Consider the following 25,340-nt stretch of genomic DNA (forward strand, 5'->3'; position numbering starts at 1 on the left):
GGTCAGGTGCCGGCACGCCCGGCGACCAGTAGCTCCTTGTACGTCAGTCCGTTCGGTCTTGAGGTGTTGTTTTCCGTGTAGGCGGTGACGAGCTCGTGGCGGTGGCCGTCCGCTTCCCGGGCACAACAAGAAACTGTCAGGGGAACCGGGCATAATGTGGCAAATGGGGAAAACACGTACTTTTGTTATTGGTCTGGCCGCTATCGTCATGGCAGGCTCACTGGCCGCTTGCGACGACGGCCGTTCCGGCGCGGAAGGTGCGGCCAAGCAGCTCGCATCCTCCCTGGCAGCGCTCGACGTCGGTCAGCTCGCCGTTGACGGCAAGGACGCTGCCGCGGCCAACGATGAACTGAAAGCCGTGTTCGAAGGCCTCGACGCCAAGCCCTCGGTTGAATCCGGTGAGGTGAAGCTCGACGGCGGCACCGCCACTTTCCCCCTTAAGTACAGCTGGAACATCGGGTCGGCCAAGTGGGAGTACAGCTCGCAGGCCACCTTGAAGAAGTCCGGCGATAAGTGGGCCGTGCAGTGGAACCCGACTTTGCTCGCCCCTGAACTTTCCGACGGCGAGACGCTCTCCGTCAAAACCGTTCCGGCCCAGCGCGGCCAGATCCTCGGCGCCGGCGATGCCCCGATAGTCGAGGACCGTCCGGTGTTCCGGGTGGGCATCGACAAGACCAAGGTTCCTGCAGAACAGGCTGACGCCTCCGCGCGTGCCATGGCCACCCTGCTTGGACTGGACGTCGAAGAATATGCCAAGCAGGTAGCCGCTTCCGGCCCGCAGGCATTCGTGGAAGGCCTGGTTCTCCGCGCCTATACACCGGAGATTACCGAGGCAAAGATTGAGGCCATCCCAGGCGGTTCGAGCATCCTGGACTCCATGGCCCTCGCACCAACACGGACCTTTGCGCGGGCACTCCTCGGAAGCGTCGGGCAGGCCAGTGCCGAGCAGATCGAGAAGTCCAACGGCGCACTCCGTGCCGGTGACACCACTGGAACGGGCGGCTTGCAGCAGAAGTATGACAACCTCCTGCGTGGCAAAGACGGTGTAGAGGTCATTGCCAGCGCCAAGGCCAAGACCGAAGGTGAGACGCCAGGGACCAAGGTGGTTTTCTCCACCCTCCCCGCAGCCGGCACGACGCTCAAGACCACTCTTGACCTGAAGCTGCAGCAGCTGGCCGAGGAGACTCTTGCCGGTGTGGGCCCGGCGTCGGCCATCGTCGCACTGAGGCCGTCCACAGGTGCTGTGCTTGCCGCCGCGTCCGGACCCGGCAGCAACGGCTACAACACGGCAATGCTTGGCCAATACGCACCGGGTTCCACCTTCAAAATGGTCGATTCCCTGGCGATGTTCCGTAATGGTGCCACTCCGGACACAAAGGTCGATTGCCCGCCCACGGTGACAGTTGACGGACGTACCTTCAAGAACGCCGAGGGCTACCCCGAGAGCTCGCTGGGATCCGTGGCCCTGCGGGATGCCTTTGCGCACTCCTGCAACACCGCATTCATCAATGCCCGCGACACCGTAAGCCAGGACCAGTTGGAGTCGGCAGCCCAAGCCCTCGGTGTAGCCGTCGAGGCTCCCAAACTGGGTGCAGATGCCTTCCTTGGCTCCGTCCCCGGTGCTGCCGAGGGCACGGAACACGCCGCCTCCATGATTGGCCAGGGCAAAGTGCTCTTCTCCCCGCTCTCGGCCGCCGTCATGGCAGCGTCTGTTGCCAACGGTGCCCCTGTTTCGCCCCAGCTTGTCCTCAACGCGGACGCAGTGCCGGCTACGGCATCCGGAGGTGCAACCGCCAGTGCAACGCCCACCGACAGTGGCTCCGCCACGCCGTCGACGGACTCTTCCACGGCCAGTGCGCTCCCCGCTTCGCCGGCCTCAACCAAGCCGATCACCAAGGCGGAGGCTGCTTCGCTGGCCGACATGATGCGGGCGGTAGTGACATCCGGACATGCCGGATTCCTGGCCTCGGTGCCGGGCGCCCCAGTCGGTGCGAAGACTGGAACGGCTGAATTCGGCAACGACAACCCGCCCAAGACCCACGCCTGGATTGTTGCCACCCACGGTGATCTTGCGGTCGCTGTGTTCGTTGAGGACGGCGGATTGGGCGCCACCACCAGCGGGCCGCTGTTGAAATCGTTCCTCACCGCAGCAGGCTGACACCGGCTCTGCCCGGCGGGCCCGCCCGTGGGAGGATTGAAACGTGGCCCATATTGACGTTTCCGGCATCGACTACTTCCTCTCCGACGGCACCCAGCTGCTCAACGGTGTGACTTTTAAGGTCCCCGACGGCACCAAGACGGCGCTGATCGGGCCCAACGGTACCGGCAAGACCACCCTGTTCAAGATCATCGCCGGGGACCTCACCCCCGATGAAGGGGCCGTGGGCCGCTCCGGGAACATGGGCATCATGAGGCAGTTCGTCGGGCAGGTCCGTGACGAATCGACCGTCCGCGATCTCCTTGTCTCCACCGCACAGGCCGGACTTGCGGCGGCCGCCAAGGCGGTGGAAGAAGCCGAACTGGCCATGATGGAGCACGACGACGAGCCAACACAGATGAAGTACGCCCAGGCAATCGTGGACTGGGGTGACGCCGGTGGATACGACGTCGAGACCGTATGGGACGAGGTCTGCATGGCCGCGCTCGGGATTTCCTTCGACAAGGCGCAGTTCCGCCGTGCTTTGACGCTGTCTGGTGGCGAGCAGAAGCGCCTGGTGCTGGAAGCGCTCTTCGCCGGTCCGGATGAGCTGCTGCTCCTGGACGAACCGGATAACTACCTCGATGTCCCCGGCAAGCGCTGGCTCGAATCCAAGCTTAACGAGTCCAAGAAAACAGTGCTGTTCATCAGCCACGACAGGGAGCTGCTCAACAACGCGGCCGGTCGCATCGTGACACTTGAGCCGGGAATCAACGGTGCAGGTGCGTGGATCCACGGTGGCGGTTTCGGTTCCTATGTGGAAGCCCGGGCCGACCGGAACGCGCGCTTTGAAGAACTGCGCAAACGCTGGGACGAGGAGCACATCAAGCTCAAAGAACTCGTCAACATGTACAAGAACAAGGCCGCCTTCCGTTCCGACATGGCCAACCGCTACCAGGCAGCCCAGACCCGACTGGCCAAGTTCCTGGAGGCTGGGCCTCCCGAGGCGCTGCCGATCGAGCAGAACGTAAAGATGCGCCTCAAGGGTGGCAGGACTGCCAAGCGTGCCGTGGTGGCCGAAAAGCTGGAACTTACGGGTCTCATGAAGCCTTTCTCCACCGAGATCTGGTTCGGCGACCGTGTGGGCGTGCTGGGCTCCAACGGTTCCGGCAAGAGCCACTTCCTGCGTCTGCTCGCCACCGGCGGCACCGACCCGGAGCGCGAGCACCTGCCGGTGTCCGACGTCGTTATTGCTGAAGTTCCGCACGAAGGGACGGTAAAGCTCGGCGCCCGTATCCGGCCCGGGTTCTTCGCGCAGACCCACGTCCGTCCCGACCTCCTGGGCCGCACCTTGTTGGAGATCCTGCACCGCGGCGACGAACACCGCTCGGGTCTTCCGCGGGAAGCGGCTGCCGGAGCTCTCGATTCCTATGGTTTGGCTGGTCAGTCGGAGCAGAAATACGAGTCCTTGTCCGGTGGCCAGCAGGCCCGGTTCCAGATCCTGCTGCTTCAGCTTTCAGGCGCCACGCTCCTGCTGCTCGATGAGCCGACGGACAACCTGGACCTCCATTCGGGCGAGGCCTTGGAGCGGGCCATTGATGCGTTCGAGGGAACTGTCTTGGCAGTCACGCACGACCGCTGGTTTGCCAAGTCCTTCGACCGCTTCCTGATATTTGGTTCCGACGGCAAGGTCTACGAATCCGAAGAGCCGGTGTGGGACGAGAAGCGGGTGGAGCGCGCCCGGTAACCCGACGCTCGCTCACATCCCCCACGCTTGCGCCGGACCCTCGCTCACATCGCGGGTCGACTGCAGGAGCGTTCGCGGGAAGGCAGGGGGAGGTGCGAGAGGGTGCGTGCGCATTTGATCACACACGATGATTAAATGAACACAACCCTGCTACGGTAGAACCATGGGAACTACTGACCGCCACCGGCTTATCGGCGAGTTGCTGCGCGGGCAAGAAGAAGTAACTGTTGACCAATTGGTCTCCGCGACCGGGGCTTCAGGCGCCACTATCCGCCGGGACCTTGAGATCCTCGCGGCCAATGGAGTGCTCAAGCGCGTGCACGGAGGTGCCCGCAGTCTCCTGGCCCGCGGCGAGAATCCGGGGTATGGGCAACGCGAACTCGAAGACCACGAGGCCAAGAAACGCATCGCCGCAGTTATAGACAGGCTGATCCAGGACCGCGAACACGTCTGGCTGGACAGCGGGTCAACAGCAACTGAGATCGCACGCCGGCTCAGCAACCGGGAGCTGACCCTGATGCCCATGTCCCTCCACAGCGTCGAGGCGCTGACACAAAACAAGGACGGCCGCGCCCCGGAACTCATCCTCCCCGGCGGCACGCTCACCGCAGGTGAGCAGTCATTCAGGGGACCCATGGCGGAAGCCAACGTTCGCTCACTGAGGTTCGACACCGCCGTCGTGACCCCCTGTGCGCTCAACCTGAAGGACGGAATCCTCGCCCACGACCTTGACGACGCCGCAATTAAGCGCGCCGGTCTCGAGTCCGCCGCGCGGGTGGTCGTGGCGGCCTCCGGCAGCAAATGGGGTGGCAATGCGAGGGCCCTGGTTGCCGCCATGGAGTTCGTGGACGTCATCGTGACAGACCGCGAACCATCCCCCGAAGACTTTGCCCGACTCAACAAACTCTCTGTGGAAGTTGTGATTGCATGACCACCAATACCAGAAGCACCAACGTCAACGCCGCAGCCGTGGCGACGTTCCTGATCTTCGGCATGAACGGCTTGGTCTTCGCCAGTTGGGCCGCCCGCATCCCCGCAGTCACCGAGGCACTCAGCCTGACATCCGGACAGATGGGCACACTTCTGCTGTGCACGGCGATCGGATCGCTGTTGGCGCTGCCGTCGGCGGGCTGGGTGGTAGGCAGGATCGGCACTGCGAACACTGTCCGTGTTGCCGGGATCGTGGCCGGCGCCGCCGGTGTGGCGATAGCTTTCTCGCTCATTGCCGCGTCGGTACCTGCGACGGCGATTGCACTGTTCTTCTTCGGCATAGGCATTGGGCTGTGGGACGTCGCCCAGAACATCGAAGGCGCGGACGTTGAACACCGGCTTGAGCGGACCATCATGCCGCAATTCCACGCCGCTTTCAGTGGTGGTGCCTTCCTGGGCGCGCTCATTGGCGCCGGGCTCTCCCAACTGGGAGTGGGCCTTCCCGAGCACTTGCTGGTTATCGCCGCCATCGCCGTCACCCTCGCGCTGACTGTCCCCAAGTTCTTCCTCCCGCACGAGGCAGCGGAAATTCACGACGGCGGCGCCCCGGCTTCCAAGGGCACGGCGGCGTGGCGGGACGGCAGGACGCTGCTCATCGGCGTCGTCGTTTTGGGCGCGACCCTCACCGAGGGTGCGGGCAATGACTGGATTGCCAAGGCGGCGGTGGATGGATTGGGTTCCTCGGAATCCACTGGTGCGTTGCTTTTCGCCCTCTTTGTCCTCGCGATGACCGTCATGCGCTTCCTCGGCGGCAAGGCGATCGACAAGTTTGGCCGGGTGGCGGTTCTTCGCGCCAGCATGGCCGCAGCGGCAGTGGGCCTGGCACTGTTCGTCTTCGCCGGCAACGTAATCCTCGCCGGCGTTGGCGCAGCGCTGTGGGGCGTTGGCGCGGCGCTGGCCTTCCCCATGGGCATGTCAGCAGCCGCCGATGATCCCCAGCATGCTGCAGCACGGGTTTCGGTGGTCTCCACCATCGGATACGTCGCGTTCCTGGCGGGTCCTCCGTTGTTGGGCTACCTCGGTGACCACACCGGGATCCATCTGGCACTGCTGGCCATTGGGGTGCCTATCGTGATCGCCCTCCTGCTTGCCGGAGTCGCTAAGCCCTTGCCCGCCAAGTAGGCCTGCTGCCAGCCGATGCATTCTCTTGAATGCATATGTTCCTAAAGCGCCACCACAACAAGAGCGCGATACCCGCGGCGAGACATGCCCCGCCCAGCACATCGCTCAACCAGTGGGCAGACAGGTACGTCCGGCTGATCATCATCGCCAGGATTCCGAAAGCCGCCGACGCAGTCATCCACCAGCGCCCCATCAGGAGGGCCAATACAACCAACAATGCGGTAGTGGCGGATACATGCCCAGACGGGTATGAACCGGTGTCCGTGAGGACTTTCGCGCCTTCCGGACGTGCCCTGCCCACCACGGCTTTGGCCAGCTGCGTCAGGGCCAGGGCGGTGACACCAGTTACCACTACGAATGCTGCCGTTACGGGCCGCTTCGCGATCAGCAGTGCGATGGCCAGCAGCCCGTGGCACACGAGCATTCCCACGTAGCCCACCAGGTTAAGGACTGCGTTCACACCATCCCAAAAAGGCGTGTGCAAGGTGAACGCGAAAGCCTGCCACCACGTGTCAGCGCTGTTGAAGGCGGGCTCTCCTTGTCCGAGCAGGAGCATGGCAGCCGGGACCAGGAAGCCGCACAGGAGCAGTACTCCTGGGACAACGAGCTGCCAGTCCGGCTGCGGCCGTGGGGTCAAGACGCGAATCATCAATTCATCGTAGCCATGGCCGCCTTCCCACAGTGGCAGGCGATACTGTGAGGGGATGCGAGGCTTCGTGGCCAAGGGCCCCAAACGTGTTGAGCGACTCGACCACTTCCTGGTGCGGGCAGTTTCCCGGCAACCCCAGGGCGATCATGACGTCTTCTTCCGCCGACTCTCCGCCGCTGCAACCAAGGGAAAACTCTGGTTCGGTATCGCTGGGATTCTGGCGACGGTGCCCGGCCGACCCCGCCGTGCCGCGCTCCATGGACTGCTTGCCTTGGGCGTGGCGTCAGGCGTCACCAATGTCATTTTCAAGCGTGCCCTGCCCCGGCGGCGTCCGCTGCCGGAGCATTTGCCCCTGTTCCGCTTCGTGAACCCGCAGCCAACCAGTTCCTCCATGCCATCCGGCCACTCAGCGTCGGCAGTGGCATTCGCAACCGGGGCAGGAATAGTCTCGCCTGCGATTGGTGTGGCCCTGGCGCCCATTGCGGCCGGGGTTGCCTACTCCCGCGTGCATACCGGCGCCCACTGGCCTTCGGACGTCGTCTTCGGTTCCGCCCTGGGCGCCGGTGCAGCCCTCCTCACCCGGAAGTGGTGGCCCGCGCGGCCAGCCGAGCCGACTCCCCGCCGCACCCCGGCCGAGGTGCCGGCAATTCACGACGGCGAGGGGTTGAGTATTGCGGTCAACGTCCTGGGTGGGTCCTACTCCCCCGAAACCGGCGAACTCCTCCGAAAGATATTCCCTAAGGCTTATATACGGGAGATCTCAGAGGGCGAAGACGTCGCTGAGGAAATCAATGCCGCAGCAACCCGGCCGGGAACCGTCGCGCTGGGTGTGTGGGGCGGTGACGGAACGGTGGGAACGGCCGCGGCTGCCGCCGTCGAACATTCACTGCCTCTGGCGGTCCTGCCCGGCGGGACCCTTAACCACTTCGCCCGCGATCTTGGTGCCGGCTCCATTGAAGATGTCCTGGATGCCTTGGGCAATGGCCAAGGCGCATCCGTTGACCTGGGGCATGTGGTGGTGGAGCGTGGTCTGCCTGACATGCCCGAAGTCTCCGAACTGGCCATGCTGAATACCGCCAGCGTGGGCGTGTACCCCAACCTTGTCCGTCGTCGCGAGCGGCTCCAGCCCGCCATGGGCAAGCCGCTGGCAGGGGTGGTCGCATCCCTGCGGACCTTTGGCGTGAATTCGCCCACCACCCTCTTGGTGAACGGGCAGCGGCACAAGCTGTGGATCCTCTACATGGGGCGCGGAAGGTTCTATCCCAGCGACCACGCCCCGCTGCGCCGCCCCGTGCTCGACGATGGCGTGTTCGACCTCCGCATGATCACAGCGGATGAGCCGCTCGCGCGGGCACGCTTGCTGTGGGCAGTCATTACGGGCACGGTATCGGCATCGAAGGTGACCCACTTGACCGAGGCCACGGACATTACCGTGGAGGCAATTGGCCAACCGTTGGTGCTGGCGGTGGACGGTGAACCCAAGCCCGGAGTACGCAAGGCGACCTTTACTGTGCAGCCGCGGGTTCTCAATGTCTATTCGCCGCTGCCCGTAGCTGAGTAGTGCTGTCCTCCGGGGTCATCCGGGAGGACTACCCTGACTGAACCCTGAATCATCCCTGAGACAGGCGATTTACCTGCCCTCCCTGAGTAGCGTTGTGAGTACATTCAAAACTCATCTGCACGCTCATGTGCTCCGAGGAGGGGAACGCTTCCATGATCGAAGCAAAAGGCCTGACCAAGGTCTACGGCGAGAAGACGGCCGTCGGCGGTGTCAGTTTCACTGTCCAGGCTGGACGTGTGACGGGCTTCCTGGGCCCGAACGGCGCCGGTAAGTCCACCACAATGCGCATGATCATGGGACTGGACTCTCCCACGGCGGGCGACGTGAAGGTCAACGGCCTGCACTATGCGCAGCACAAGGCTCCCCTGCACCAGGTTGGGGCGCTCTTGGATGCCAAGGCCGTGCATACGAGCCGCAGCGCGTACAACCACCTGCTGGCCATGGCCGCCACCCACAGCATCCCCACCGCCCGCGTCCACGAGGTCATTGAAATGACCGGTCTCGGTGCTGTGGCGAAGAAGAAAGCCGGGGGGTTCTCCCTCGGCATGGGCCAGCGGCTTGGCATCGCCGCTGCGCTTTTGGGGGACCCGCAGACCCTGATCCTGGACGAGCCCGTCAACGGCCTCGACCCTGAAGGTGTTCTGTGGGTGCGCAACCTGGTGAAGTACCTGGCCAGCCAGGGGAAGACGGTTTTCCTGTCCTCGCACTTGATGAGTGAAATGGCACAGACTGCCGACCACCTGATCGTGATCGGCCGCGGCCGGATCATTGCGGATGCTCCTGTGAAGGACATCATCGCAGGTGCACAGCAAGCCAAGACCCTGGTCCGCACGTCCGCCGCAAGCCAGTTGTCGGCCCTCCTCGTCGGCGATGGCGTGCGGGTGGACCAGAGCCAGACGGAAACCCTGGAAGTGGTGGGCCTGCAGCCTCGCGAGATCGCCCAAGTGGCTCTGGACAACAACGTCCTGGTCTACGAACTGACGCCGCAGGTTTCCTCGCTGGAGGATGCCTACTTCAATCTCACCAAGGACGAAGTGGAGTACCAATCCCATATGTCCGGTCAGCCTGTCACTGCTGCACAGGAAGGAAAGTAAGGACAATGAGCACCATGACTGAAAACCGCACCAATGCACCAGCCCACGCATCGGCTGGCGTTCGCGGCGTTACTTTTGGGGGAGTCGTCAGGTCCGAATGGATCAAGCTCCGCTCGTTGACGTCCACCGTGATCCTCCTTGCTGTCACACTGATTGCCACGGTGGGGGTGGGCGCTCTTGCCGTCTTGATCCGTTACACGTTCCTTGACCAGATGATCAAGCAGGCCAAGGACGCCGGCCAGCCTGTCACCGGGGAAATGTTGACCAAGTCCTTCCCTCCGGGTTCCGGCTTCGACCTTTACAACCTGCCCAACGCCGGCATCCAGATCGGCACCCTGGTCCTAGGCTCTCTGGCAGTGTTGTTCATTTCTTCCGAGTACGCCACGGGCATGATTCGCTCAACCATGAACGCGGTGCCCAAGCGCATTCCCGCCTTTGCGGCCAAGGCACTGCTCCTTGTGGTCATCTCCTACGTCATCACCACGATCGCGGCGGTGCTCACCTTCCTGATCGCCATGCCTGTTTTCCAGGGCTTGGACATTGATCTCACCTGGTCCACTGACGGCGTCATTTACAGCATCTTCACTGGCGGCCTGTATGTCGCCGGCGTCGCGCTCATTGGACTGTCGTTGGGAACCCTTCTGCGTAACTCCGCCGGTGGCGTCACCGTGCTGGTGGCACTGTTCTTCGTCCTGTCGATTGCTTCCGGATTCCTGTCACTGGTGCCGGGCGACTTCTGGAAGTACGTACCCCAGTACATCCCCAGTGAGGCAGGGGGCAGGTTCCTCGCCATCGGACACACAGACGGCGTCATTGATCCGTGGCAGGGTGGCTTGATCTTCCTGGGCTACGTGCTGCTGTTCCTGATTCCGGCGGTGTTCGCCATCAAGAAGCGGGACGTCTAAGACGCCCAGCCGTCTAGGCTCAATCCATGACTGAAGCTCCACAGGTGAAGGACGCGCCGGCCACCGTGGCCGACGCGTCCTTTGCCGAAATCGCCCAGCGCCGCAGGGGCAGGATCCGGCGCTTTTTCTTCAGGCGTCCCCGTGCCATGGACGCGGTTGTGGTGCTCTGCTACGTACTCCTGGCGTTGCCCACCATCATTTCCTCGATCGGGGAGGGCAAGTGGCTCGTCGTGGCCATACTCCTTCTGATTGCCCTGGCGTTGGTCTTCCGGAGACAGTTCCCGCTCCAGGTGGTGCTCGCCGTCGCGCTTTTGGAAGTCTCTGCCACCATCCTGAACCCGTGGGGGTCCAATGTTTCCGCGGGCCTTTGGTTCGCGCTCTACGCCGTGGCGTCCCTCCGTAAGCGTGGCATCACTTTCGTTGTTTTTGTGGCGGCCAGCCTGCCCTTGAGCCTTCTCTACCTGTTTATGTGGACAAGTCCTGCCCAGACTGACACGCTGCAGGACCTCCCGGAGAATTTCCACCTCATCAACAACATCGCCACAGCGGTGACCATCATGTTGTCGAACCTCCTGGCAACCGGCATCGGAATCTCCGTCCGGCAGCGTCGCGAACACGAAGCGGAAATAGCGGAGTGGGCTGCCCGGACCACGCGGCTCGGCAAGGTCACCGAGCGCAACCGCATCGCCCGCGAAATGCACGACGTCGTGGCCCACTCTTTGACGGTGATGATCAGCCTCTCGGACGGAGCGGCAGTTGTGGTCAAGAAGGATCCGGAACGCGCCGGTGAAGTCCTCAGCGAGCTTTCGCGCACCGGGCGTACCGCTTTGGCGGACATGCGCCGCGTTCTCGGTGTACTGCGCGATGATTCCGGGCGTCCTGCGCCACTTACGCCACTTGAGTCGGGCTACAACCTCGCGAAGCTTCTTGAGGGGTTCCGCACGGCCGGCCTCCCGCTGCACTATGCCCACACCGGCCCGGCCTTGCCGGCCGATCCCGCCTTCGAGCTCACGGTCTACAGAATCGTGCAGGAGTCGCTGACGAACGTTTTGCGCTACGGCCGATCGCTCAGCCGGGTGGACGTGCTGGTGGCCCGCGACGGCGATGTCGTCACCATTGACGTGCTCGACGACGGCCGCGGAACCCGGGATGGGGGCAGCGAATCGATAGGCAGCCTGGGCGCGGGACTGGGCATCGCGGGGATGAACGAACGCGCCGGAATCTATGCTGGAATTGTTACCGCCGGTCCAGGAAAAAGAGGGGGTTGGGCGGTGCACGCCGATCTCCACTGGAACGGCGAAAAGGGGGAATCATGACTGATGACATTAAAGTGCTGCTCGTCGATGACCAGCCGCTGCTCAGGATGGGCTTCCGGCTCATCCTGGAAGGCGAAGAAGACTTCCACGTCGTGGGCGAGGCATCCGACGGTGCTGACGCCGTCCGCCAAGTCGAAGCCCTGCAGCCCGATGTGGTGCTCATGGACGTGCGCATGCCCTCCATGGACGGGATCGAGGCAACGCGCCGCATCTCCGAGTCCGGTTCCGACGCGCGGGTCATTATCCTTACGACGTTCGATCTGGATGAGTACGCCTTCACAGGTCTGCAGGCCGGTGCCTCTGCCTTCCTGCTCAAGGATGTTGCCCCGGCGGAGCTCGTGCACGCCGTACGGCTGGTGGCCAGCGGTGACGCCGTCGTTGCTCCGCGGGTGACCCAACGACTCCTGGAAACGTATGTCCGCGGCGGTGCCGTTCCTGGTAACGCACCCTCCCCGCATCGGGACCCGTTGCTGGACGAACTCACCCCCCGGGAAACCGAAATCCTGACGACCATCGCTGAGGGCCTGTCCAACGCGGAGATCGCACACAAGTTTTTCCTTTCCGAGGCCACCGTGAAGACGCATGTCCGCCGGATCCTGAGCAAGCTGCAGTTGCGGGACCGCGTGCAAGTGGTGGTGTATGCCTACGAGACCGGACTGGTTGTTCCGAGCAACCCGGACTACTGACCTTTCACAGCCCGGCCACAGTCTGACCATGTACAAGGCACAGGGGCTGCGGGTTTGATGGAAGCATGACCAAGCCCCATCCCTACCACGACAAAGGATTGGAGTTCGACCTCTCCACGTTGCTGAGTCGTGGCCGCACTCTGGGCGTCCTTCTCGGCAGCGGAGCCGCTGCCGCACTTGCGGCCTGCACGCCGGGCACGGAAGGTGGCAGCGCAACGCCGTCGGGCACCTCCAGCGCTACCGTCACCCCAGCGGAAAGTACGACGGCGGCCGCCTCACCGTCGTCGCAGGCGAGCAGCACCGTAACGCGTGCGTTCGCCGAATGCGGGGTGGAGATCCCCGAGGAAACGCTGGGCCCCTACCCGGGGGACGGATCGAACCGGCCCAACGTGCTGGAGGCTTCCGGGGTTGTCCGGCGCGACATCAGATCCAGCTTCGGAACGTCCAGTACCAAGGCGGCAGGTGTGCCCCTGACTGTCACTTTGACGCTGCTGGACAATGCGAACGGGTGCTCTCCGCTGGCGGGCGCCGCAGTGTACGTCTGGCATTGCGACCAGAACGGCAAATATTCGCTCTATGATTCCGGACTGGAAAACGAAAACTACCTCCGGGGCGTGCAGGAGGCCGATGCCAACGGACAGCTGACTTTCAGCACAATCTTTCCGGGAGCGTACATGGGGCGCTGGCCTCATATTCACTTCGAGGTATTTGAGTCCATGAGCAACACCAGCGCCGCGGGCCAGGTACTTGCCGTCTCGCAGATCGCTCTGACGGAGAGCGCCTGCAAGGCCGTGTATGCGACTGACGGCTACGAGAACAGCGCCCGCAGTTTCCCGAAAACCACACTGACCTCCGACAACGTCTTTGGTGACGACGGAGGCATATACCAGCTGGCGACTATTTCAGGCTCCGTGCAGGGTGGATACACGGCGGCCCTGAACGTCACCGTTTAGCGGGCGGCAGCCGGAACTAGTAGACCACCTGGACGGCGAAAGCGTCTTCGTCTTCCTGCAGGCTTGACGCGGCGGCTGCGGCAGCTGCACGGGGAATCTGGTCAAAGGCAGGGACGTGAACCACGGAGCCTGGAACCTCGTCGATAGACACCACGATTTTCCCGTCGGCCGCTTCCTGGATCCGCGCCGTCAGCTGCACCTGGTTCTTTTCCCGTTGACGCAGGGTCGTGGGCCTGCAGAGTGAGTAGAAGGGCGTGGCCCTGTAGCGGGCCCCTTTGGGAAGGTCGCACTGGATAATGCTGGACTCTTCGAGGATCCCGAGGTTGACGATGAGGGTATCCCTGCAGACGTCGACCTCAGCCAGGATGTCCTTCAACCTGCTGGCTCCGTTGCGGGCCAGGTAGCTGATGATCTGGGCGTGAAGGCGGGTGCGTCGGTCGCGGACAGCTGCAGACGGGCCCGTCGATTGAGGTTCGGGTTCTGCTGGCGGGCCGCTTTGAGGCATGGTGCTGGCTTTCATGTCTCAGGCCCTGATCGGGGCGCTTTGTGGGGCGGTGACTGATTCCAGGGTGTGTTCCACGCCCTGGAGGTGCAGCATCATGGCAAGAGTTGCTTCATCTGCTGAGCCGCGCTCAATGGCCGCAAGGATCGCCGCGTGCTCGACGCCGGATTCCTCGCGGCGGTCTATCACCTGGTTCAGGGTTTGGGACTGCTTGGCCATGGCGTCCTCGATGTCCGCCTGCATGGTCGCAAACACGCCGTTGCCGCTGGCTCTGGCGATCCTGGCGTGGAATTCGGAATTCAAGGCCACCCACTGCTGGAGTTCGTCCTCAACGGCCATGGCCTCCAGAATCTCCCGCAGGCCTTGCAGATCCTCTTCGGTGCGTCGCTGTGCGGCCAGGCCCGCAGCCGGGATTTCAATATGGGGCCGGGCTTCCAGCAGTTGCCGGGCCGAGTATTTGCCGAGGCGCAAGTCATTGATCACTTGGTCTGACACCACAAAGGTGCCCTTGCCGGTTTTCGTTGACGTGAGTCCAAGCGAAGCCAGCGACCGCAGGGCTTCACGGACCATGGTCCGGGACACTCCGAAGCGCTGGGCCAGCATCGATTCCGACTCCAGTTTGGTTCCGACTGGAATTTGTCCGTTTTGGATTGCCTCGCGCAGCGCGGCCAGAACGCCTTCAGCCGCACCAACCCGCACTACGGGACCTTGACCAGCTGTCCAGCTGTCCAACAGGTTGTTCATGCCCTGACCATGACACGAGGCCCGACCAACGGTCAAGGGTGATCCGGAAACATGTCACGGGGAGGTTTCCTTAAGACCACCGGCTCCCCGGGGTGGTCATGGGTTGGCCGAAACCCGCTCCTGCCACGGCGGGTACCTCGGCCAGGGCCGGGCGGCGAACCCGTCGGGCTAGACTCGGGAGCATGCCTTCCAATGCTTCCGCAGCAGTTGACCATGTCCAGGATCTCGCCGCGTATGTGTCGGCCTCGCCGTCGAGTTTTCACGCAGTACACGAGGCCGCGCGTCGCCTCGACGCTGCCGGCTTTGTCGGCCTTGATGAAGCACAGGCCTGGGAAGGTGGTTCCGGCAGCTTCTACGTGATCCGCGACGGCGCCCTCATTGCCTGGGTGACGCCGGAAAATGCCGGTCCGACCACGGCTTTCAACATCCTTGGCGCGCACACAGACTCGCCGTCGTTCAAATTGAAGCCGAAGCCCACCACGGGCAAATCCGGCTGGCTCCAGGCAGGGGTGGAGGTTTACGGCGGGCCTCTCCTGAATTCATGGCTGGACCGTGAACTGCAGCTCGCCGGCCGATTGGTGATGCGCGATGGAACCCAGCACCTCACATCCACCGGGCCCCTCCTGCGCTTTCCCCAGTTGGCCATTCATTTGGACCGTGCGGTTAACGACGGCCTCACCCTCTCCAAGCAGCAGCACATGAACCCGATCTTTGGCTTGGGCGACCCCGCCGGGGAAGACCTGCTCGGCCTGCTTGCCTCGCGCGTCCAAGGCGCCTCCGTGGATGCTTCGGAAATAGGCGGGTACGACGTCGTGGTGGCAGACACGCAGGCACCGGCAGTTTTCGGGGCCAACAGTGAGTTCTTCGCCTCGGGTCGCTTGGACAACCTTTCGTCGACGCACGCTGGGTTGGCGGCACTGCTGGGCCATGCTGCTTCCGCCCCCGCCGACGGTCCCATCGCTGTTCTTGCCGCCTTTGATCATGAGGAGATCGGCTCGAACTCCCGTTCCGGCGCCTGCGGGCCGATTCTGGAGGACATCCTGACCAGGATTTCCGACGGTCTCGGCGCTTCGGTGAGCCAACGGCGGCAGGCCCTCTCGGCGTCGTTCTGTGTTTCCGCGGACGCCGGCCACGCAGTCCACCCGAACTACGCAGAGCGGCACGATCCCGCAAACCGTCCACTGCTCAACGGCGGACCCTTGTTGAAGATCAATGCCAACCAGCGCTACGCCACGGATGCCACGGGCGCTGCCTTCTGGGCGCGCCTCTGCGATGAGTCGGGTGTCGCCTACCAGGAGTTCGTGTCCAACAACGACATCCCATGTGGTTCGACCATTGGGCCGCTGACCGCGACGCGGCTGGGCATCCGGACCGTCGACGTGGGTATCCCGCTGCTGTCCATGCACTCGGCCCGGGAGCTGTGTGGCGTGCAGGATCCGTACTCCTTGGCGCGGGTGGTGGAGGGCTTCTTCGCTACGGCTGTGTGATCCGAGCCCCGGCCGCAAGCCTCAAGGGGTCGTTTCAGGCTCGTTTCGATTGTGCTCCCTGGTAAACATCTGATGCTTAAAATCATACTTTTTGTGCATCGCGCCGTTTTGCGGCAGCGCAAAATGTAAGTTTGCACAGGATGCTGACGATGGGTGCTGGCTACTGTGGGTAAGCCAAGTGGTCCACCGCACACCCAACGGGGGCCTTTCCAAGAACACAAAGGACGGCGACGTTCGATGCACGCTGACCAACAGCTTTCAAAATCCCTGAAGCCCCGCCACCTCTCCATGATCGCGATTGCCGGCGTCATTGGAGCCGGACTGTTCGTGGGCTCCGGCGCGGCCATCCAGCAGGCCGGCCCCGGCATCCTGCTCGCTTACTTGGCTGCAGGCTTGGTAGTCATCCTTGTCATGCGCATGTTGGGGGAGATGGCTGCTGCCAACCCCGAAACGGGATCTTTTTCCACATACGCCGACAAGGCCCTTGGCCGCTGGGCGGGGTTCAGTATTGGCTGGCTCTATGCCTGGTTTTGGATCATCGTCCTCGGTATTGAGGCAACGGCGGGAGCCGCCATCATGCACCGCTGGGTTCCCGGCGTCGATCAGTGGGTCTGGGCCTTGGTGCTCATGGTGCTCTTGACCCTGACCAACCTCGGATCCGTGAAGTCCTACGGCGAGTTCGAATTCTGGTTCGCCTCCATCAAGGTCGCCGCGATCGTCATCTTCCTCCTCGCGGGAATCGTGGCGATCCTGGGGCTGATGCCAGGCGTATCCGCACCGGGAGTTGCCAACCTCCTGGACCAGGGCGGCTTCATGCCCAACGGCCCGGGCGCCGTGCTCGCGGGCATTCTCGTGGTGGTCTTCTCCTTCTTCGGAGCTGAAATTGCCACTATCGCCGCGGGCGAATCCGAGAACCCGGTAGATGCCGTCAAGAAGGCCGTGAAGTCCACTGTCTGGCGCATCCTCATCTTCTACATCGGATCCATCGCCATCGTGGTGACCCTCCTGCCGTGGAACGATGCTTCGGTTGCCAAGAGCCCGTACGTCGCGGTCATCGAGCTGTATGGCATTCCGGGCGCCGGCACCATCATGGACATCGTGGTGCTTACCTCGGTGCTTTCCTGCCTCAACTCAGGGCTTTACACCGCAAGCCGCATGTTGTTCTCGCTCTCCCAGCGGGGAGACGCTCCCAGGTCCTGGATGAAGATCTCCAAGCGTGGTGTTCCGGCTGCAGCGGTGCTTGCTTCCACCGTGGTGGGGTTCATTACGGTCGGTTTGAACTACATTGCCCCGGACACTGTCTTCCTATTCCTCGTGAACACCTCCGGTGCCATAGCCCTGTTCGTATGGCTTGTCATCGCGACCTCCCAGCTCATCCTTCGCAAGCGCATGGGGGCAGCCGCAAAGGACATGGAGCTCAAAATGTGGTTCTTCCCGTACCTCACGTGGATCGCCATCGGGGCGATCGTGGCGCTCGTCATCGGCATGGTCATCATTGAATCCACGCGCGAGTCGCTTTTCCTGTCGCTGGCCCTGGCCGCTGTTGTGGTTGCCATCGGAGTGTTCCGGTATCGCCGAAATGGCGGCAGCCCCGCTGTGGCCACCAGCGCGGAAGCCGAGCGCGAGGAGATCGGTTCCGGACCGGCGTCGTAAGCGCTCTTCTGCTGCGGGGCAGCTGCCGTCAACGTACGACGGCGGCTGCCCCGTTGTGCATTTCGGCCCGCCTGGCCTTCTTGGTTACTGGGCCAGCCCAATCACCAGGTTGATTGTGACTGCCAGAACGACAGTGCCGAACAGGTATGAAAGCAGGCTGTGCTTCAGTGCCTCGGCGCGGATCCGGTGGTTTTCCAGGTTGGTGTCGGATACCTGGTAGGTCATGCCAAGGCTCGTGGCCAGGTAGGCGAAATCCGTGTACTGGGGGCGTCGGTCCTGGTTGAAGCTGATGCCGCCAACTTGTCCTCCTGCGTCTTTTGCCGGGCTGTAGTAGAGCTCGGCGTAGCGGAGGGTGAAGAGGGTCTGCACCAGCATCCAGGACAGTGCAACGCACACAAGCGCCAGCGCTCCCGACGAAAGCCGGGACCCGTTGTCTTCAGTGTGGGAGTTGACGATCACTGCCGCCGCTGCGGCAATACTGGCCAGGTTCGCGATAAGGATCAGGAGGTCCGTTACCCCACGCGATGGGTCCTCGGAGGTGGCATGTTGCTCTGTTTCGGCGGGATCCATCCGGGCAATCACCAACCAGACCCAGGCCACGTATATCAGTGCCGCCGTCGCCCATCCGACTGCCGGGGCATCCACCCAGCTCCCCGTCATCCCGGTGTAGAGGAATGTTGCGGTGCCGGCAACCAGCATGGCGACAAAGCGCAGCCTGCTGCGCCGGACCCTGGTGTTCTCCGCAGCCTTAGTCATTGGGGTTCCCGGGCGAGCCTGCCTTGTCGGTGAGTTTCGATGCCTGGAGGATGCCATCCCGTACCCCGGCACGAACCACGAAGTACAAGGCGTAGAGGGCAATCGCGGCAAAAACGATGGTCAGGACCAGGTTGTTCAACGGGGTGGCGTCCATCCAGCCACTCTAACGGGGTGCCTTCCTTTGGACAGGAATCTGCGAATCGGCCCTGTTCGTGTTACTGTCTTTGTCGCTGTCAAGGAGAAAAACGAAAGCGCTTCTCCTGATCACCTTGCGCGGGTGGCGGAATGGCAGACGCGCTAGCTTGAGGTGCTAGTCCTCGAAAGGGGGTGGGGGTTCAAGTCCCCCTCCGCGCACACATGAAGTGGTCTCTGACCGGGAGTTCTGAACTCCTGGTCAGAGACCACTTTTCGTTGTCGCCGTGAACGCGAACAGATTGCTATTGCGCCGCACTGAAAGTCAGCGGCATTATAGAAATGGAATCGTTTCGTATCTAAATCAAGGCGTGGTGTTATGTCTGGTGCAGCTGAGCCAAAGAGGCGGTCGCGCGGTCGCCCAGTCGACGCCGGATTAGCCCCAGTGATAATGGAGGCCGTGCTCGAGTTGTTGGCGGAGCAGGGATATGGTCGGCTGACGACGGGGGCCGTGGCAGCACGCGCTGGAGTCTCGACTGCGACCCTTTACCGCCGATGGCCGTCAAAGCGTGATCTGCTGCTCGCTGCGGCTGAGCAGATCGCGGGCGCCGAGGCCCCAGACATCGACACGGGTTCGACTGATGGCGACCTCCTCGAACTGTTCGCACACAAGCGGAGGGTTCTCTCCGGCAAGGTGGGGGCGGTCCTCGTGTCGCTAGTGGGTGAATCGGTGCACGACCCGGAGTTGGCGGGGATCGTCCGCAAGAGCCTTTTCGATCCCGTGCTGGAGCACCTTGGCGCTATCTTGGAACGGGCTAAAGCGCGTGGCGAGCAGTTGGTCGTGGATCCGTCATCTGCCACTCGACTGGTCGTGGGTGCCGTTTTGGCTCGCATCGCGTTCGATGCGTCAGCTCCAGAGGCGGGTCAACTCGACTTGTTGCCCGAAAGCGATGCGGCTCTCTTGATCCGTGGGATCATGTTTGGCGCTGCTCGCGACGACCATCAACTCGCGAAGTGATGCCGTGGAACAGACAATTGTGATGACCGGAGCCAGCCGCGGCATCGGGCACTTCGCTGCGGAGTACATCCTCGCCAAGGAACCGGGCACACACGTGGTGATCTTGGCCGTGGGGCCACCGATGATCTGGTTGCAAAAAGCAGAAATGTGTCGGTGATCCGCGCTGACCTCGCCTCCATGAGCAGTACGGCCAAGGCTGCCGCCGAGGTCGCAGAGCGGCTCGAAGCGGGCCTGCTGCCACCACTGCGGGCGCTTATCTGCAACGCGGGAATTCAGTACACCAACGGCCTAACAGAGACAGTGGACGGCTTCGAGGCGACCTTTGCCGTTAACGTGCTCGCCCCCCATGTTCTTGTGCGGGGGCTACATGACCGGCTTCAGGCCCCAGCAACAGTCGTTCTCACCGTCAGTGACACGCACTTTGGCGACTTTCGGCACAACCTCGGCATGGTGCCGGGACCACGCTGGCTCCCGCCCGACTTGCTGGCTCGTGCCGGATCGTTTTCAAATTCTGCAAGCGCCACGGCAGGGCGAACGGCCTACTCGACCAGCAAGCTTGCGGCGATCTATCTCATGCACGAGTATGCGAGGCGCATCCCAGTCGGCGTCGCTGTGATGGGCTACAACCCTGGCTTCGTACCTGGCACGGACCTCGCCCGTGATGCAGGCTCGTTCTCCCGCTTCGCCATGCGTCGGATCATGCCACTTCTTACCGCTACACCGTTGGCGACCACCCCCGCGCGAGCCGGACGACACCTGGCGGACGTTGCACTGGGCGCGATTCAGGCCTCGAGCGGCGCTTACATCGACCGAAACCACGTCGCCCAGTCCTCTCCCGAGTCCTACAACCTGGAACGCGAGCAGGACACCTGGAACGCGGTTGAACGTCTCACTGCCGCGTTCGCCAGGAGTTGACTTCACCATGATCGCGGCAGGGCGACCGGCGTCACGCGCCCGTCCGCGGCGCGAACATGATGACGCCGACGCCCACAATGCAGATCGCTGCTCCGATGACATCCCAGCGGTCCGGCCGGAAGCCGTCCATCAGCATTCCCCAGGCCAGCGACCCGGCGATGAAGACCCCGCCGTACGCAGCAAGCACCCGGCCAAAGTGCGCCTCCGGCTGGAAGGCGGCGAAGAAGCCGTAGATTCCCAAGGCCACCACGCCAAGTCCGGCCCACCACCAGGCCTTGCCTTCGCGGACGGCCTGCCAGATCAGCCAAGCTCCGCCGATCTCGGCCACTGCGGCCAGGGCGAAGAGGACGATGGACTTCAGGATGGTCATTGCTCCAGTATTCCCTGCCACCAAGCCCGCCCAAGCGGTTATCCACATACGGCAACCAGCCCGTTTCCGCCGGGGATCCCCTCGAATAGCTTTGAGTGCAGGAGATGCACTAAGATATTGAAGTCTGTGTTACGCCCTCCTTCCGAATCTTCGGCGGGGGAGCGCTGCACAGCATCGCAAATGAACCTCCTGTTACGGAAATACCGTAACCGCTTAGCCCAAAGGAGGTGGGTTCACATATGCGTCCTTACGAATTGATGGTAATCATCGACCCCGAGGTCGAAGAGCGTACCGTAGAGTCGTCGCTTCAGAAGTTCCTTAATGTCATCACCACCGATGGTGGAACCATCGAGAAGGTTGACATCTGGGGCCGTCGCCGCCTGGCATACGACATCAAGAAGAAGTCCGAAGGTATCTACGCCGTGGTGAACTTCACCGCTGCTCCGGCTACCGCCAAGGAACTTGATCGCCAGCTGTCTCTGAACGAGACGATCATGCGCACCAAGATCATCCGCCCCGAAGACCAGAAGGTTGTTGCTGAGTAATCAGCCCCTTCCAGATCTTTACCCCGCAGGAACGAACAAGGAGGCAGTAGATGGCAGGCGAAACCACTATTACGGTCATTGGTAACCTCACCAACGACCCGGAGCTGCGGTTCACCCCGTCTGGCTCGGCAGTAGCGAACTTCACCATCGCTTCTACTCCCCGGACCTTTGACCGCCAGTCCAATGAATGGAAGGACGGGGAAACCCTGTTCCTTCGCGCATCGGTATGGCGCGAAGCAGCTGAAAACGTGGCCGAATCCCTCACCAAGGGCATGCGCGTCATCGTTTCCGGCCGTTTGAAGAGCCGTTCCTACGAAACCAAAGAAGGCGAAAAGCGCACCGTTATCGAGCTTGAGGTCGACGAAATCGGCCCCAGCTTGCGTTACGCAAACGCCAAGGTCAACCGTACCCAGCGCTCCGGCGGTGGACAGGGTGGCTTCGGCGGAGGCAACTCCGGTGGCTTTGGAGGTGGCGCTCCCGGTGGAAACCAGGGCGGCGGCAACTCCGGTGGAGGTTGGGGCGGCAACCAGTCCGCACAACAGCAGGATGACCCTTGGGCTACGCCCGGTGTCAGCAACGCTGGCGGCTGGGGCAACGGCCCTGATTCCGAACCTCCCTTCTAAACACCAAACAAAAGTCCGACGCCGGACGCTCACCGGGACTGCCGAAAGGCACCTTGGTGATCACCGCCGTCGAACACCACCATCCCGTGGATCAATATCCACGGGCTCCATAGAAAAGGAGCTCCACGATGGCTAAGGCTGAACTCCGTAAGCCCAAACCAAAGTCCAACCCCTTGAAGGCCGCTGACATCACTGTCATCGACTACAAGGACGTAGCATTGCTGCGCAAGTTCATCTCCGACCGCGGAAAGATCCGTGCTCGTCGCGTTACTGGCGTTACCGTTCAGGAACAGCGCAAGATCGCCCAGGCAATCAAGAACGCCCGCGAAGTTGCTCTGCTGCCTTACTCCGGCGCTGGCCGCGGCTAAGGAAGGGATTAACTAACATGGCAAAGCTCATTCTGACCCACGAAGTAACCGGTCTCGGTGCTGCTGGCGACGTTGTCGAGGTCAAGGACGGTTACGCACGTAACTTCCTGCTGCCCCGCGGCTTCGCCCTGACCTGGTCGAAGGGTGGCGAGAAGCAGGTTGAGTCCATCAAGGCTGCCCGCGCTGCTCGTGCCCACGCTTCTGTTGAAGCTGCACAGGCACAGGCCCAGGCTCTGTCCTCCAAGAAGGTCAAGCTCGAGGTGAAGGCCGGCGAGTCCGGTCGTCTCTTCGGTACCGTCAAGCCGGCCGATGTCGCTGCTGCTGTTGAGGCCGCTGGCCTTGGCGCCATCGACAAGCGCAACGTTGAACTGCCGAACCACATCAAGTCTGTCGGTTCGTACCAGGCCAACGTTCGCCTGCACGAGGATGTTTCCGCTGTTATCGACCTCGAGGTCGTTGCCAGCAAGTAGCGCAGGGTTCCCTGAGACCGAGCTTGCGAGGTTTTAGGGAGCGTTACGCAGCGCAAGTAGTCTCTGACTGCATCCAAAGAACCCCGCCGCCGGATCCCGGTAGCGGGGTTCTTTTGTGTTCGCGCCGAGTTGGCAGTTAATGACAATCCAAGGCACCAACATTGTCATTAAGTGCCACCTCGCGGAGGTGGCTCAAGAGGTGTGGAGCTCCGACATCACGTGGCTGTAGCCGGAGCGGATCATCTCCGCCAACACGCTCCGGTCCACGTCGTCCAACTTATTGATGTACAAGCAGGCCGCCCCGGTCTTGTGTTTGCCAAGCTCGGGGAGGAGCCGGTCTGCATCGGGGCCGTAAGTGAGCCCGTAAAGGGCCAGGTTGGCCTTTCGTGGCGAGAATCCGACGGCTGCAGCATCGCCCTCGCGCCCGCTGGCGTACTTGTAGTGGTAGCTGCCGAAGCCAACAATGGTCGGGCCCCACATGACAGGCTCCTGGCCGGTGGCGTCCCGCATCATGTCCAGCAATTCCAAGCCGTCGGCCCGCCGGACAGGGTGCTCCACGGCACTAAGGAAACCGAGGACAGATGCATCCGTCGGTTGGGTCTTGTTCTCTGCCATGCACGTAGTCTCGCAGACCGGCACCTCGCCTGCCAGCACCGGATGGTAGCCTTCACCGGTGACTCCAGAAGCCCTCCGCCTCCGCCCGTTCCACCAAGTCGACGTCTTTTCCGACCAGCCGTACCGAGGGAACCCCTTGGCCGTGGTGGTGGAGGCCGAAGGTCTCAGCACCGAGGCCATGCAGCACTTCGCCAATTGGACCAACCTTTCGGAGACCACGTTCCTCCTCCCTCCCACCGACCCGGCGGCCGACTACAAAGTGCGGATTTTCACCGCCAGCGAGGAGTTCCCCTTCGCGGGGCACCCGACGCTCGGATCGGCGCATACATGGCTGCAGTCCGGGGGAGTGCCCAAGACCGAGGGCGTCCTGGTTCAGGAGTGCGGTGCGGGCTTGGTTCGGGTGAAGCACGACGCCGGCCGGCTGGCTTTCGCTGCTCCGCCATTGACGCGTTTTGGTCCAGTGAGCGACGCCGAACGATCCCAACTCGCGGCGGGCCTGGGTATCTCGGAGGCTGAGATAGTCGACGCATCGTGGCTGGTCAACGGCCCGCAGTGGATTGGCGTCCTCCTTGGGTCAGCGGACCAGGTACTGGCCTTGGAACCGGATTTCGTGGCCATGGGTGACCTTAAAGTCGGGGTGATTGGCCCGCACGAGCCAGGTTCCGCCGTCGACTTTGAAGTCCGCACCTTCATTCCTGGTGATGCCATGGTGGAGGACCCGGTGACGGGAAGTTTCAACGCCGGAGCAGCCCAGTGGCTGATTGGATCCGGTAGGGCGCCCGAGGAGTATGTTGCCGCTCAAGGCACCGTGCTGGGCAGGGCCGGGCGTATCCACGTCATGGCCAAGGATGGTGATATCTGGATCGGCGGAGCATCGGCCACCTGTATCCAAGGCAGTGTGATCCTGTAGCGCTCTTTCTTCAAATTGCTCTTTGCATTGCAGGACGCCCCCTATGAAGTCCCCGCTACCAGGAGGGCGGAATTGATGATTGCGGAGATGACGAAAAGTACGGCGAGACGGCCGCTTGGAGCCCCGAATAGTCTGCGGGCAAGTACTGCGTAGAGTGCAGCGGCTATGGCCCCGAACAGAATTCTTAGCCAACCTTGTCCAAGCACCAGCGTTGCTTCCGATTCAAGAAACAGGCCCACAAAGAGCACTGTCAGCATGAAGGGTATCTGGCCCAGGAGCACCCAGAACCAACTGGTGCGGAGCGTTGGCACCTGTCGACCGACAATGAACTTGTAAATGAGCCGCAGTGCAAGGGCTTGGAGGAAAGAAGCCACGACGCTCCACAGAAGTACGCCGACCCGCATAAAGGTGAGCAGTACTTCCTGACTGGAGAACTGGTTGTACTCGGCATTCTCGTTGACCAGTTGTTCGAGTCTGGGACCAGCCGCGTACTGGGCGGCAGCGGTGTAGGCGAGAACCAGACAAGCTATCCAAACGGCGTTGATACGGCGGGCTCCAGGATCCTGGAGAGATTCGTGGGACGGGGAGGGGTAGCTCGGGGTCATCGATTACCTTTTCAGTAGTGCGTACTCAGCCCATTCAGACAGGGCAGCCAGAACGTAAAACACGGTGGAGACAGCGATGGTGCTCAGTAACACAGGAAGGAACTTCCTCTGGGCCTGTTCTTTCCTGAAGACCGTGATGAGCACGGGCCAAAATATGCGGGCACCCTGAACTGTCGTCACCCACGCAAGGATCTCGAGAGGGACATGGACCAGCGTGAGTGCAAGGGTCTGTCCCAGGCCCGCTGAGGCGACACTGCCCACCCAACCCATTCCCAGGTAGAAGCCGTTGGCAAGCACCATGATCCTGGCACCGTAATGAGTCAGGAGGAGCGCGACCAATGCCAAGAAAAAGTTGTGGGCGAAGATTTCGCAGGCCGTAAGGGCGGTTCCATCCGTGATTGGCTTCCACGTAAACAGCGATGCAAATAGCCCGCCCGCTACCGCCGCTATGACTGGCGGGATCAGAT

At 62.5% G+C, this 25,340-nt stretch carries 29 protein-coding genes and 1 tRNA gene; 21 read left to right on the forward strand and 9 right to left on the reverse strand.

Annotated elements, in window-relative coordinates; genetic code table 11:
- Positions 1-163 precede the first annotated feature (163 nt).
- The 4 genes from FDP28_RS07990 (at position 164) to FDP28_RS08005 (ending at position 5,996) form a co-directional block, all read left to right on the forward strand.
- Positions 164-2,158, forward strand: coding sequence for a penicillin-binding transpeptidase domain-containing protein (locus tag FDP28_RS07990; RefSeq protein ID WP_144660311.1), 1,995 nt, complete (start codon positions 164-166; stop codon positions 2,156-2,158).
- Between the two features lie 43 nt (positions 2,159-2,201).
- Complete coding sequence (locus FDP28_RS07995; RefSeq protein WP_144660314.1) at positions 2,202-3,884, forward strand: ABC-F family ATP-binding cassette domain-containing protein; 1,683 nt, start codon at positions 2,202-2,204, stop codon at positions 3,882-3,884.
- Between the two features lie 163 nt (positions 3,885-4,047).
- Positions 4,048-4,815, forward strand: coding sequence for a DeoR/GlpR family DNA-binding transcription regulator (locus FDP28_RS08000; RefSeq protein WP_144660316.1), 768 nt, complete (start codon positions 4,048-4,050; stop codon positions 4,813-4,815).
- Positions 4,812-5,996, forward strand: a complete 1,185-nt coding sequence (locus FDP28_RS08005) for an MFS transporter (protein ID WP_144660318.1) — start codon at positions 4,812-4,814, stop codon at positions 5,994-5,996. Before FDP28_RS08000 ends, FDP28_RS08005 begins: the two co-directional genes overlap by 4 nt.
- On the opposite strand, the gene FDP28_RS08010 is transcribed toward FDP28_RS08005, so the two are convergent.
- The gene (locus tag FDP28_RS08010) at positions 5,974-6,645 is read right to left on the reverse strand and encodes a phosphatase PAP2 family protein (protein WP_144660321.1); all 672 of its coding nucleotides are present in this window, start codon (positions 6,643-6,645) and stop codon (positions 5,974-5,976) included. The genes FDP28_RS08005 and FDP28_RS08010 overlap by 23 nt on opposite strands.
- 55 nt (positions 6,646-6,700) lie before the next feature.
- Between FDP28_RS08010 and FDP28_RS08015 the strand changes: the two genes are divergently transcribed.
- The 6 genes from FDP28_RS08015 (at position 6,701) to FDP28_RS08040 (ending at position 13,160) form a co-directional block, all read left to right on the forward strand.
- Complete coding sequence (locus tag FDP28_RS08015) at positions 6,701-8,206, forward strand: bifunctional phosphatase PAP2/diacylglycerol kinase family protein (protein ID WP_144660323.1); 1,506 nt, start codon at positions 6,701-6,703, stop codon at positions 8,204-8,206.
- Between the two features lie 152 nt (positions 8,207-8,358).
- A complete protein-coding gene (locus tag FDP28_RS08020) occupies positions 8,359-9,300 on the forward strand; it encodes an ABC transporter ATP-binding protein (RefSeq protein WP_144660326.1) in 942 nt (313 codons plus the stop codon).
- 5 nt (positions 9,301-9,305) lie between these two features.
- Positions 9,306-10,205, forward strand: a complete 900-nt coding sequence (locus FDP28_RS08025; protein WP_144660328.1) for an ABC transporter permease — start codon at positions 9,306-9,308, stop codon at positions 10,203-10,205.
- A gap of 26 nt (positions 10,206-10,231) precedes the next feature.
- Complete coding sequence (locus tag FDP28_RS08030) at positions 10,232-11,521, forward strand: sensor histidine kinase (protein ID WP_144660331.1); 1,290 nt, start codon at positions 10,232-10,234, stop codon at positions 11,519-11,521.
- Entirely contained in the window at positions 11,518-12,207 is a 690-nt protein-coding gene (locus FDP28_RS08035; RefSeq protein ID WP_186313552.1) for a response regulator, read from the forward strand. Before FDP28_RS08030 ends, FDP28_RS08035 begins: the two co-directional genes overlap by 4 nt.
- 65 nt (positions 12,208-12,272) lie before the next feature.
- On the forward strand, positions 12,273-13,160 hold the full coding sequence (locus FDP28_RS08040) for an intradiol ring-cleavage dioxygenase (protein ID WP_144660333.1): 888 nt from the start codon (positions 12,273-12,275) through the stop codon (positions 13,158-13,160).
- A gap of 16 nt (positions 13,161-13,176) precedes the next feature.
- Here the strand turns inward: FDP28_RS08040 and FDP28_RS08045 are convergent, their stop codons facing one another.
- Together FDP28_RS08045 and FDP28_RS08050 are read right to left on the reverse strand one after the other, a co-directional pair.
- The gene (locus FDP28_RS08045; protein WP_144660336.1) at positions 13,177-13,680 is read right to left on the reverse strand and encodes a hypothetical protein; all 504 of its coding nucleotides are present in this window, start codon (positions 13,678-13,680) and stop codon (positions 13,177-13,179) included.
- Positions 13,681-13,683: 3 nt separating this feature from the next.
- Entirely contained in the window at positions 13,684-14,406 is a 723-nt protein-coding gene (locus FDP28_RS08050) for a FadR/GntR family transcriptional regulator (protein ID WP_144660338.1), read from the reverse strand.
- Between the two features lie 182 nt (positions 14,407-14,588).
- Between FDP28_RS08050 and FDP28_RS08055 the strand changes: the two genes are divergently transcribed.
- Positions 14,589-15,893 carry a M18 family aminopeptidase gene (locus FDP28_RS08055; RefSeq protein WP_144660340.1) on the forward strand — a complete coding sequence of 435 codons (1,305 nt, stop codon included), beginning with the start codon at positions 14,589-14,591 and terminating at the stop codon, positions 15,891-15,893.
- A gap of 237 nt (positions 15,894-16,130) precedes the next feature.
- On the forward strand, positions 16,131-17,546 hold the full coding sequence (locus FDP28_RS08060) for an amino acid permease (RefSeq protein ID WP_144660343.1): 1,416 nt from the start codon (positions 16,131-16,133) through the stop codon (positions 17,544-17,546).
- Positions 17,547-17,630: 84 nt separating this feature from the next.
- Here the strand turns inward: FDP28_RS08060 and FDP28_RS08065 are convergent, their stop codons facing one another.
- Together FDP28_RS08065 and FDP28_RS20505 are read right to left on the reverse strand one after the other, a co-directional pair.
- Entirely contained in the window at positions 17,631-18,302 is a 672-nt protein-coding gene (locus FDP28_RS08065) for a DUF1345 domain-containing protein (protein WP_186313553.1), read from the reverse strand.
- Positions 18,295-18,456: a hypothetical protein gene (locus tag FDP28_RS20505; protein WP_186313554.1), complete on the reverse strand. Its 162-nt coding sequence runs from the start codon at positions 18,454-18,456 to the stop codon at positions 18,295-18,297. The genes FDP28_RS08065 and FDP28_RS20505 overlap by 8 nt, the downstream gene beginning before the upstream one ends.
- A gap of 117 nt (positions 18,457-18,573) precedes the next feature.
- Here FDP28_RS20505 and FDP28_RS08070 point away from each other — a divergent pair.
- From FDP28_RS08070 to FDP28_RS08080, 4 genes are all read left to right on the forward strand, one after another.
- Positions 18,574-18,656 (forward strand) — tRNA-Leu (locus tag FDP28_RS08070).
- 238 nt (positions 18,657-18,894) lie between these two features.
- On the forward strand, positions 18,895-19,452 hold the full coding sequence (locus FDP28_RS08075; RefSeq protein ID WP_186313555.1) for a TetR/AcrR family transcriptional regulator: 558 nt from the start codon (positions 18,895-18,897) through the stop codon (positions 19,450-19,452).
- A 22-nt stretch (positions 19,453-19,474) separates the two neighbouring features.
- Positions 19,475-19,609: a hypothetical protein gene (locus tag FDP28_RS20760; RefSeq protein ID WP_260842385.1), complete on the forward strand. Its 135-nt coding sequence runs from the start codon at positions 19,475-19,477 to the stop codon at positions 19,607-19,609.
- Positions 19,606-20,367 (forward strand): Rossmann-fold NAD(P)-binding domain-containing protein, encoded by a 762-nt coding sequence (locus FDP28_RS08080; protein ID WP_222120624.1) that lies wholly within the window; start codon positions 19,606-19,608, stop codon positions 20,365-20,367. Before FDP28_RS20760 ends, FDP28_RS08080 begins: the two co-directional genes overlap by 4 nt.
- 31 nt (positions 20,368-20,398) lie before the next feature.
- Here FDP28_RS08080 and FDP28_RS08085 read toward each other — a convergent pair whose 3' ends face one another.
- The gene (locus FDP28_RS08085) at positions 20,399-20,737 is read right to left on the reverse strand and encodes a YnfA family protein (RefSeq protein ID WP_144660347.1); all 339 of its coding nucleotides are present in this window, start codon (positions 20,735-20,737) and stop codon (positions 20,399-20,401) included.
- Between the two features lie 239 nt (positions 20,738-20,976).
- Here FDP28_RS08085 and rpsF point away from each other — a divergent pair, with 239 nt between their 5' ends.
- The 4 genes from rpsF to rplI all read left to right on the forward strand — a co-directional run bounded on the left by rpsF (position 20,977) and on the right by rplI (position 22,743).
- A complete protein-coding gene (gene rpsF, locus FDP28_RS08090; protein WP_011776755.1) occupies positions 20,977-21,282 on the forward strand; it encodes a 30S ribosomal protein S6 in 306 nt (101 codons plus the stop codon).
- A 50-nt stretch (positions 21,283-21,332) separates the two neighbouring features.
- Entirely contained in the window at positions 21,333-21,905 is a 573-nt protein-coding gene (locus tag FDP28_RS08095; RefSeq protein WP_144660350.1) for a single-stranded DNA-binding protein, read from the forward strand.
- A 128-nt stretch (positions 21,906-22,033) separates the two neighbouring features.
- A complete protein-coding gene (gene rpsR, locus FDP28_RS08100) occupies positions 22,034-22,273 on the forward strand; it encodes a 30S ribosomal protein S18 (RefSeq protein WP_003800144.1) in 240 nt (79 codons plus the stop codon).
- 17 nt (positions 22,274-22,290) lie between these two features.
- Positions 22,291-22,743 (forward strand): 50S ribosomal protein L9, encoded by a 453-nt coding sequence (rplI, locus tag FDP28_RS08105; protein ID WP_018778531.1) that lies wholly within the window; start codon positions 22,291-22,293, stop codon positions 22,741-22,743.
- Positions 22,744-22,935: 192 nt separating this feature from the next.
- Here rplI and FDP28_RS08110 read toward each other — a convergent pair whose 3' ends face one another.
- Entirely contained in the window at positions 22,936-23,358 is a 423-nt protein-coding gene (locus FDP28_RS08110; RefSeq protein WP_144660352.1) for a DUF1801 domain-containing protein, read from the reverse strand.
- 58 nt (positions 23,359-23,416) lie between these two features.
- Between FDP28_RS08110 and FDP28_RS08115 the strand changes: the two genes are divergently transcribed.
- On the forward strand, positions 23,417-24,268 hold the full coding sequence (locus FDP28_RS08115) for a PhzF family phenazine biosynthesis protein (RefSeq protein ID WP_144660354.1): 852 nt from the start codon (positions 23,417-23,419) through the stop codon (positions 24,266-24,268).
- 41 nt (positions 24,269-24,309) lie between these two features.
- On the opposite strand, the gene FDP28_RS08120 is transcribed toward FDP28_RS08115, so the two are convergent.
- Both FDP28_RS08120 and FDP28_RS08125 read right to left on the reverse strand, forming a co-directional pair.
- Entirely contained in the window at positions 24,310-24,873 is a 564-nt protein-coding gene (locus FDP28_RS08120) for a hypothetical protein (RefSeq protein ID WP_144660355.1), read from the reverse strand.
- Between the two features lie 3 nt (positions 24,874-24,876).
- The gene (locus FDP28_RS08125; protein ID WP_144660356.1) at positions 24,877-25,218 is read right to left on the reverse strand and encodes a hypothetical protein; all 342 of its coding nucleotides are present in this window, start codon (positions 25,216-25,218) and stop codon (positions 24,877-24,879) included.
- Positions 25,219-25,340 lie beyond the last annotated feature (122 nt).

Origin of the sequence: Paenarthrobacter nicotinovorans (genome assembly GCF_007670255.1) — a bacterium.
Taxonomy (GTDB): Bacteria; Actinomycetota; Actinomycetes; order Actinomycetales; family Micrococcaceae; genus Arthrobacter; species Arthrobacter nicotinovorans_B.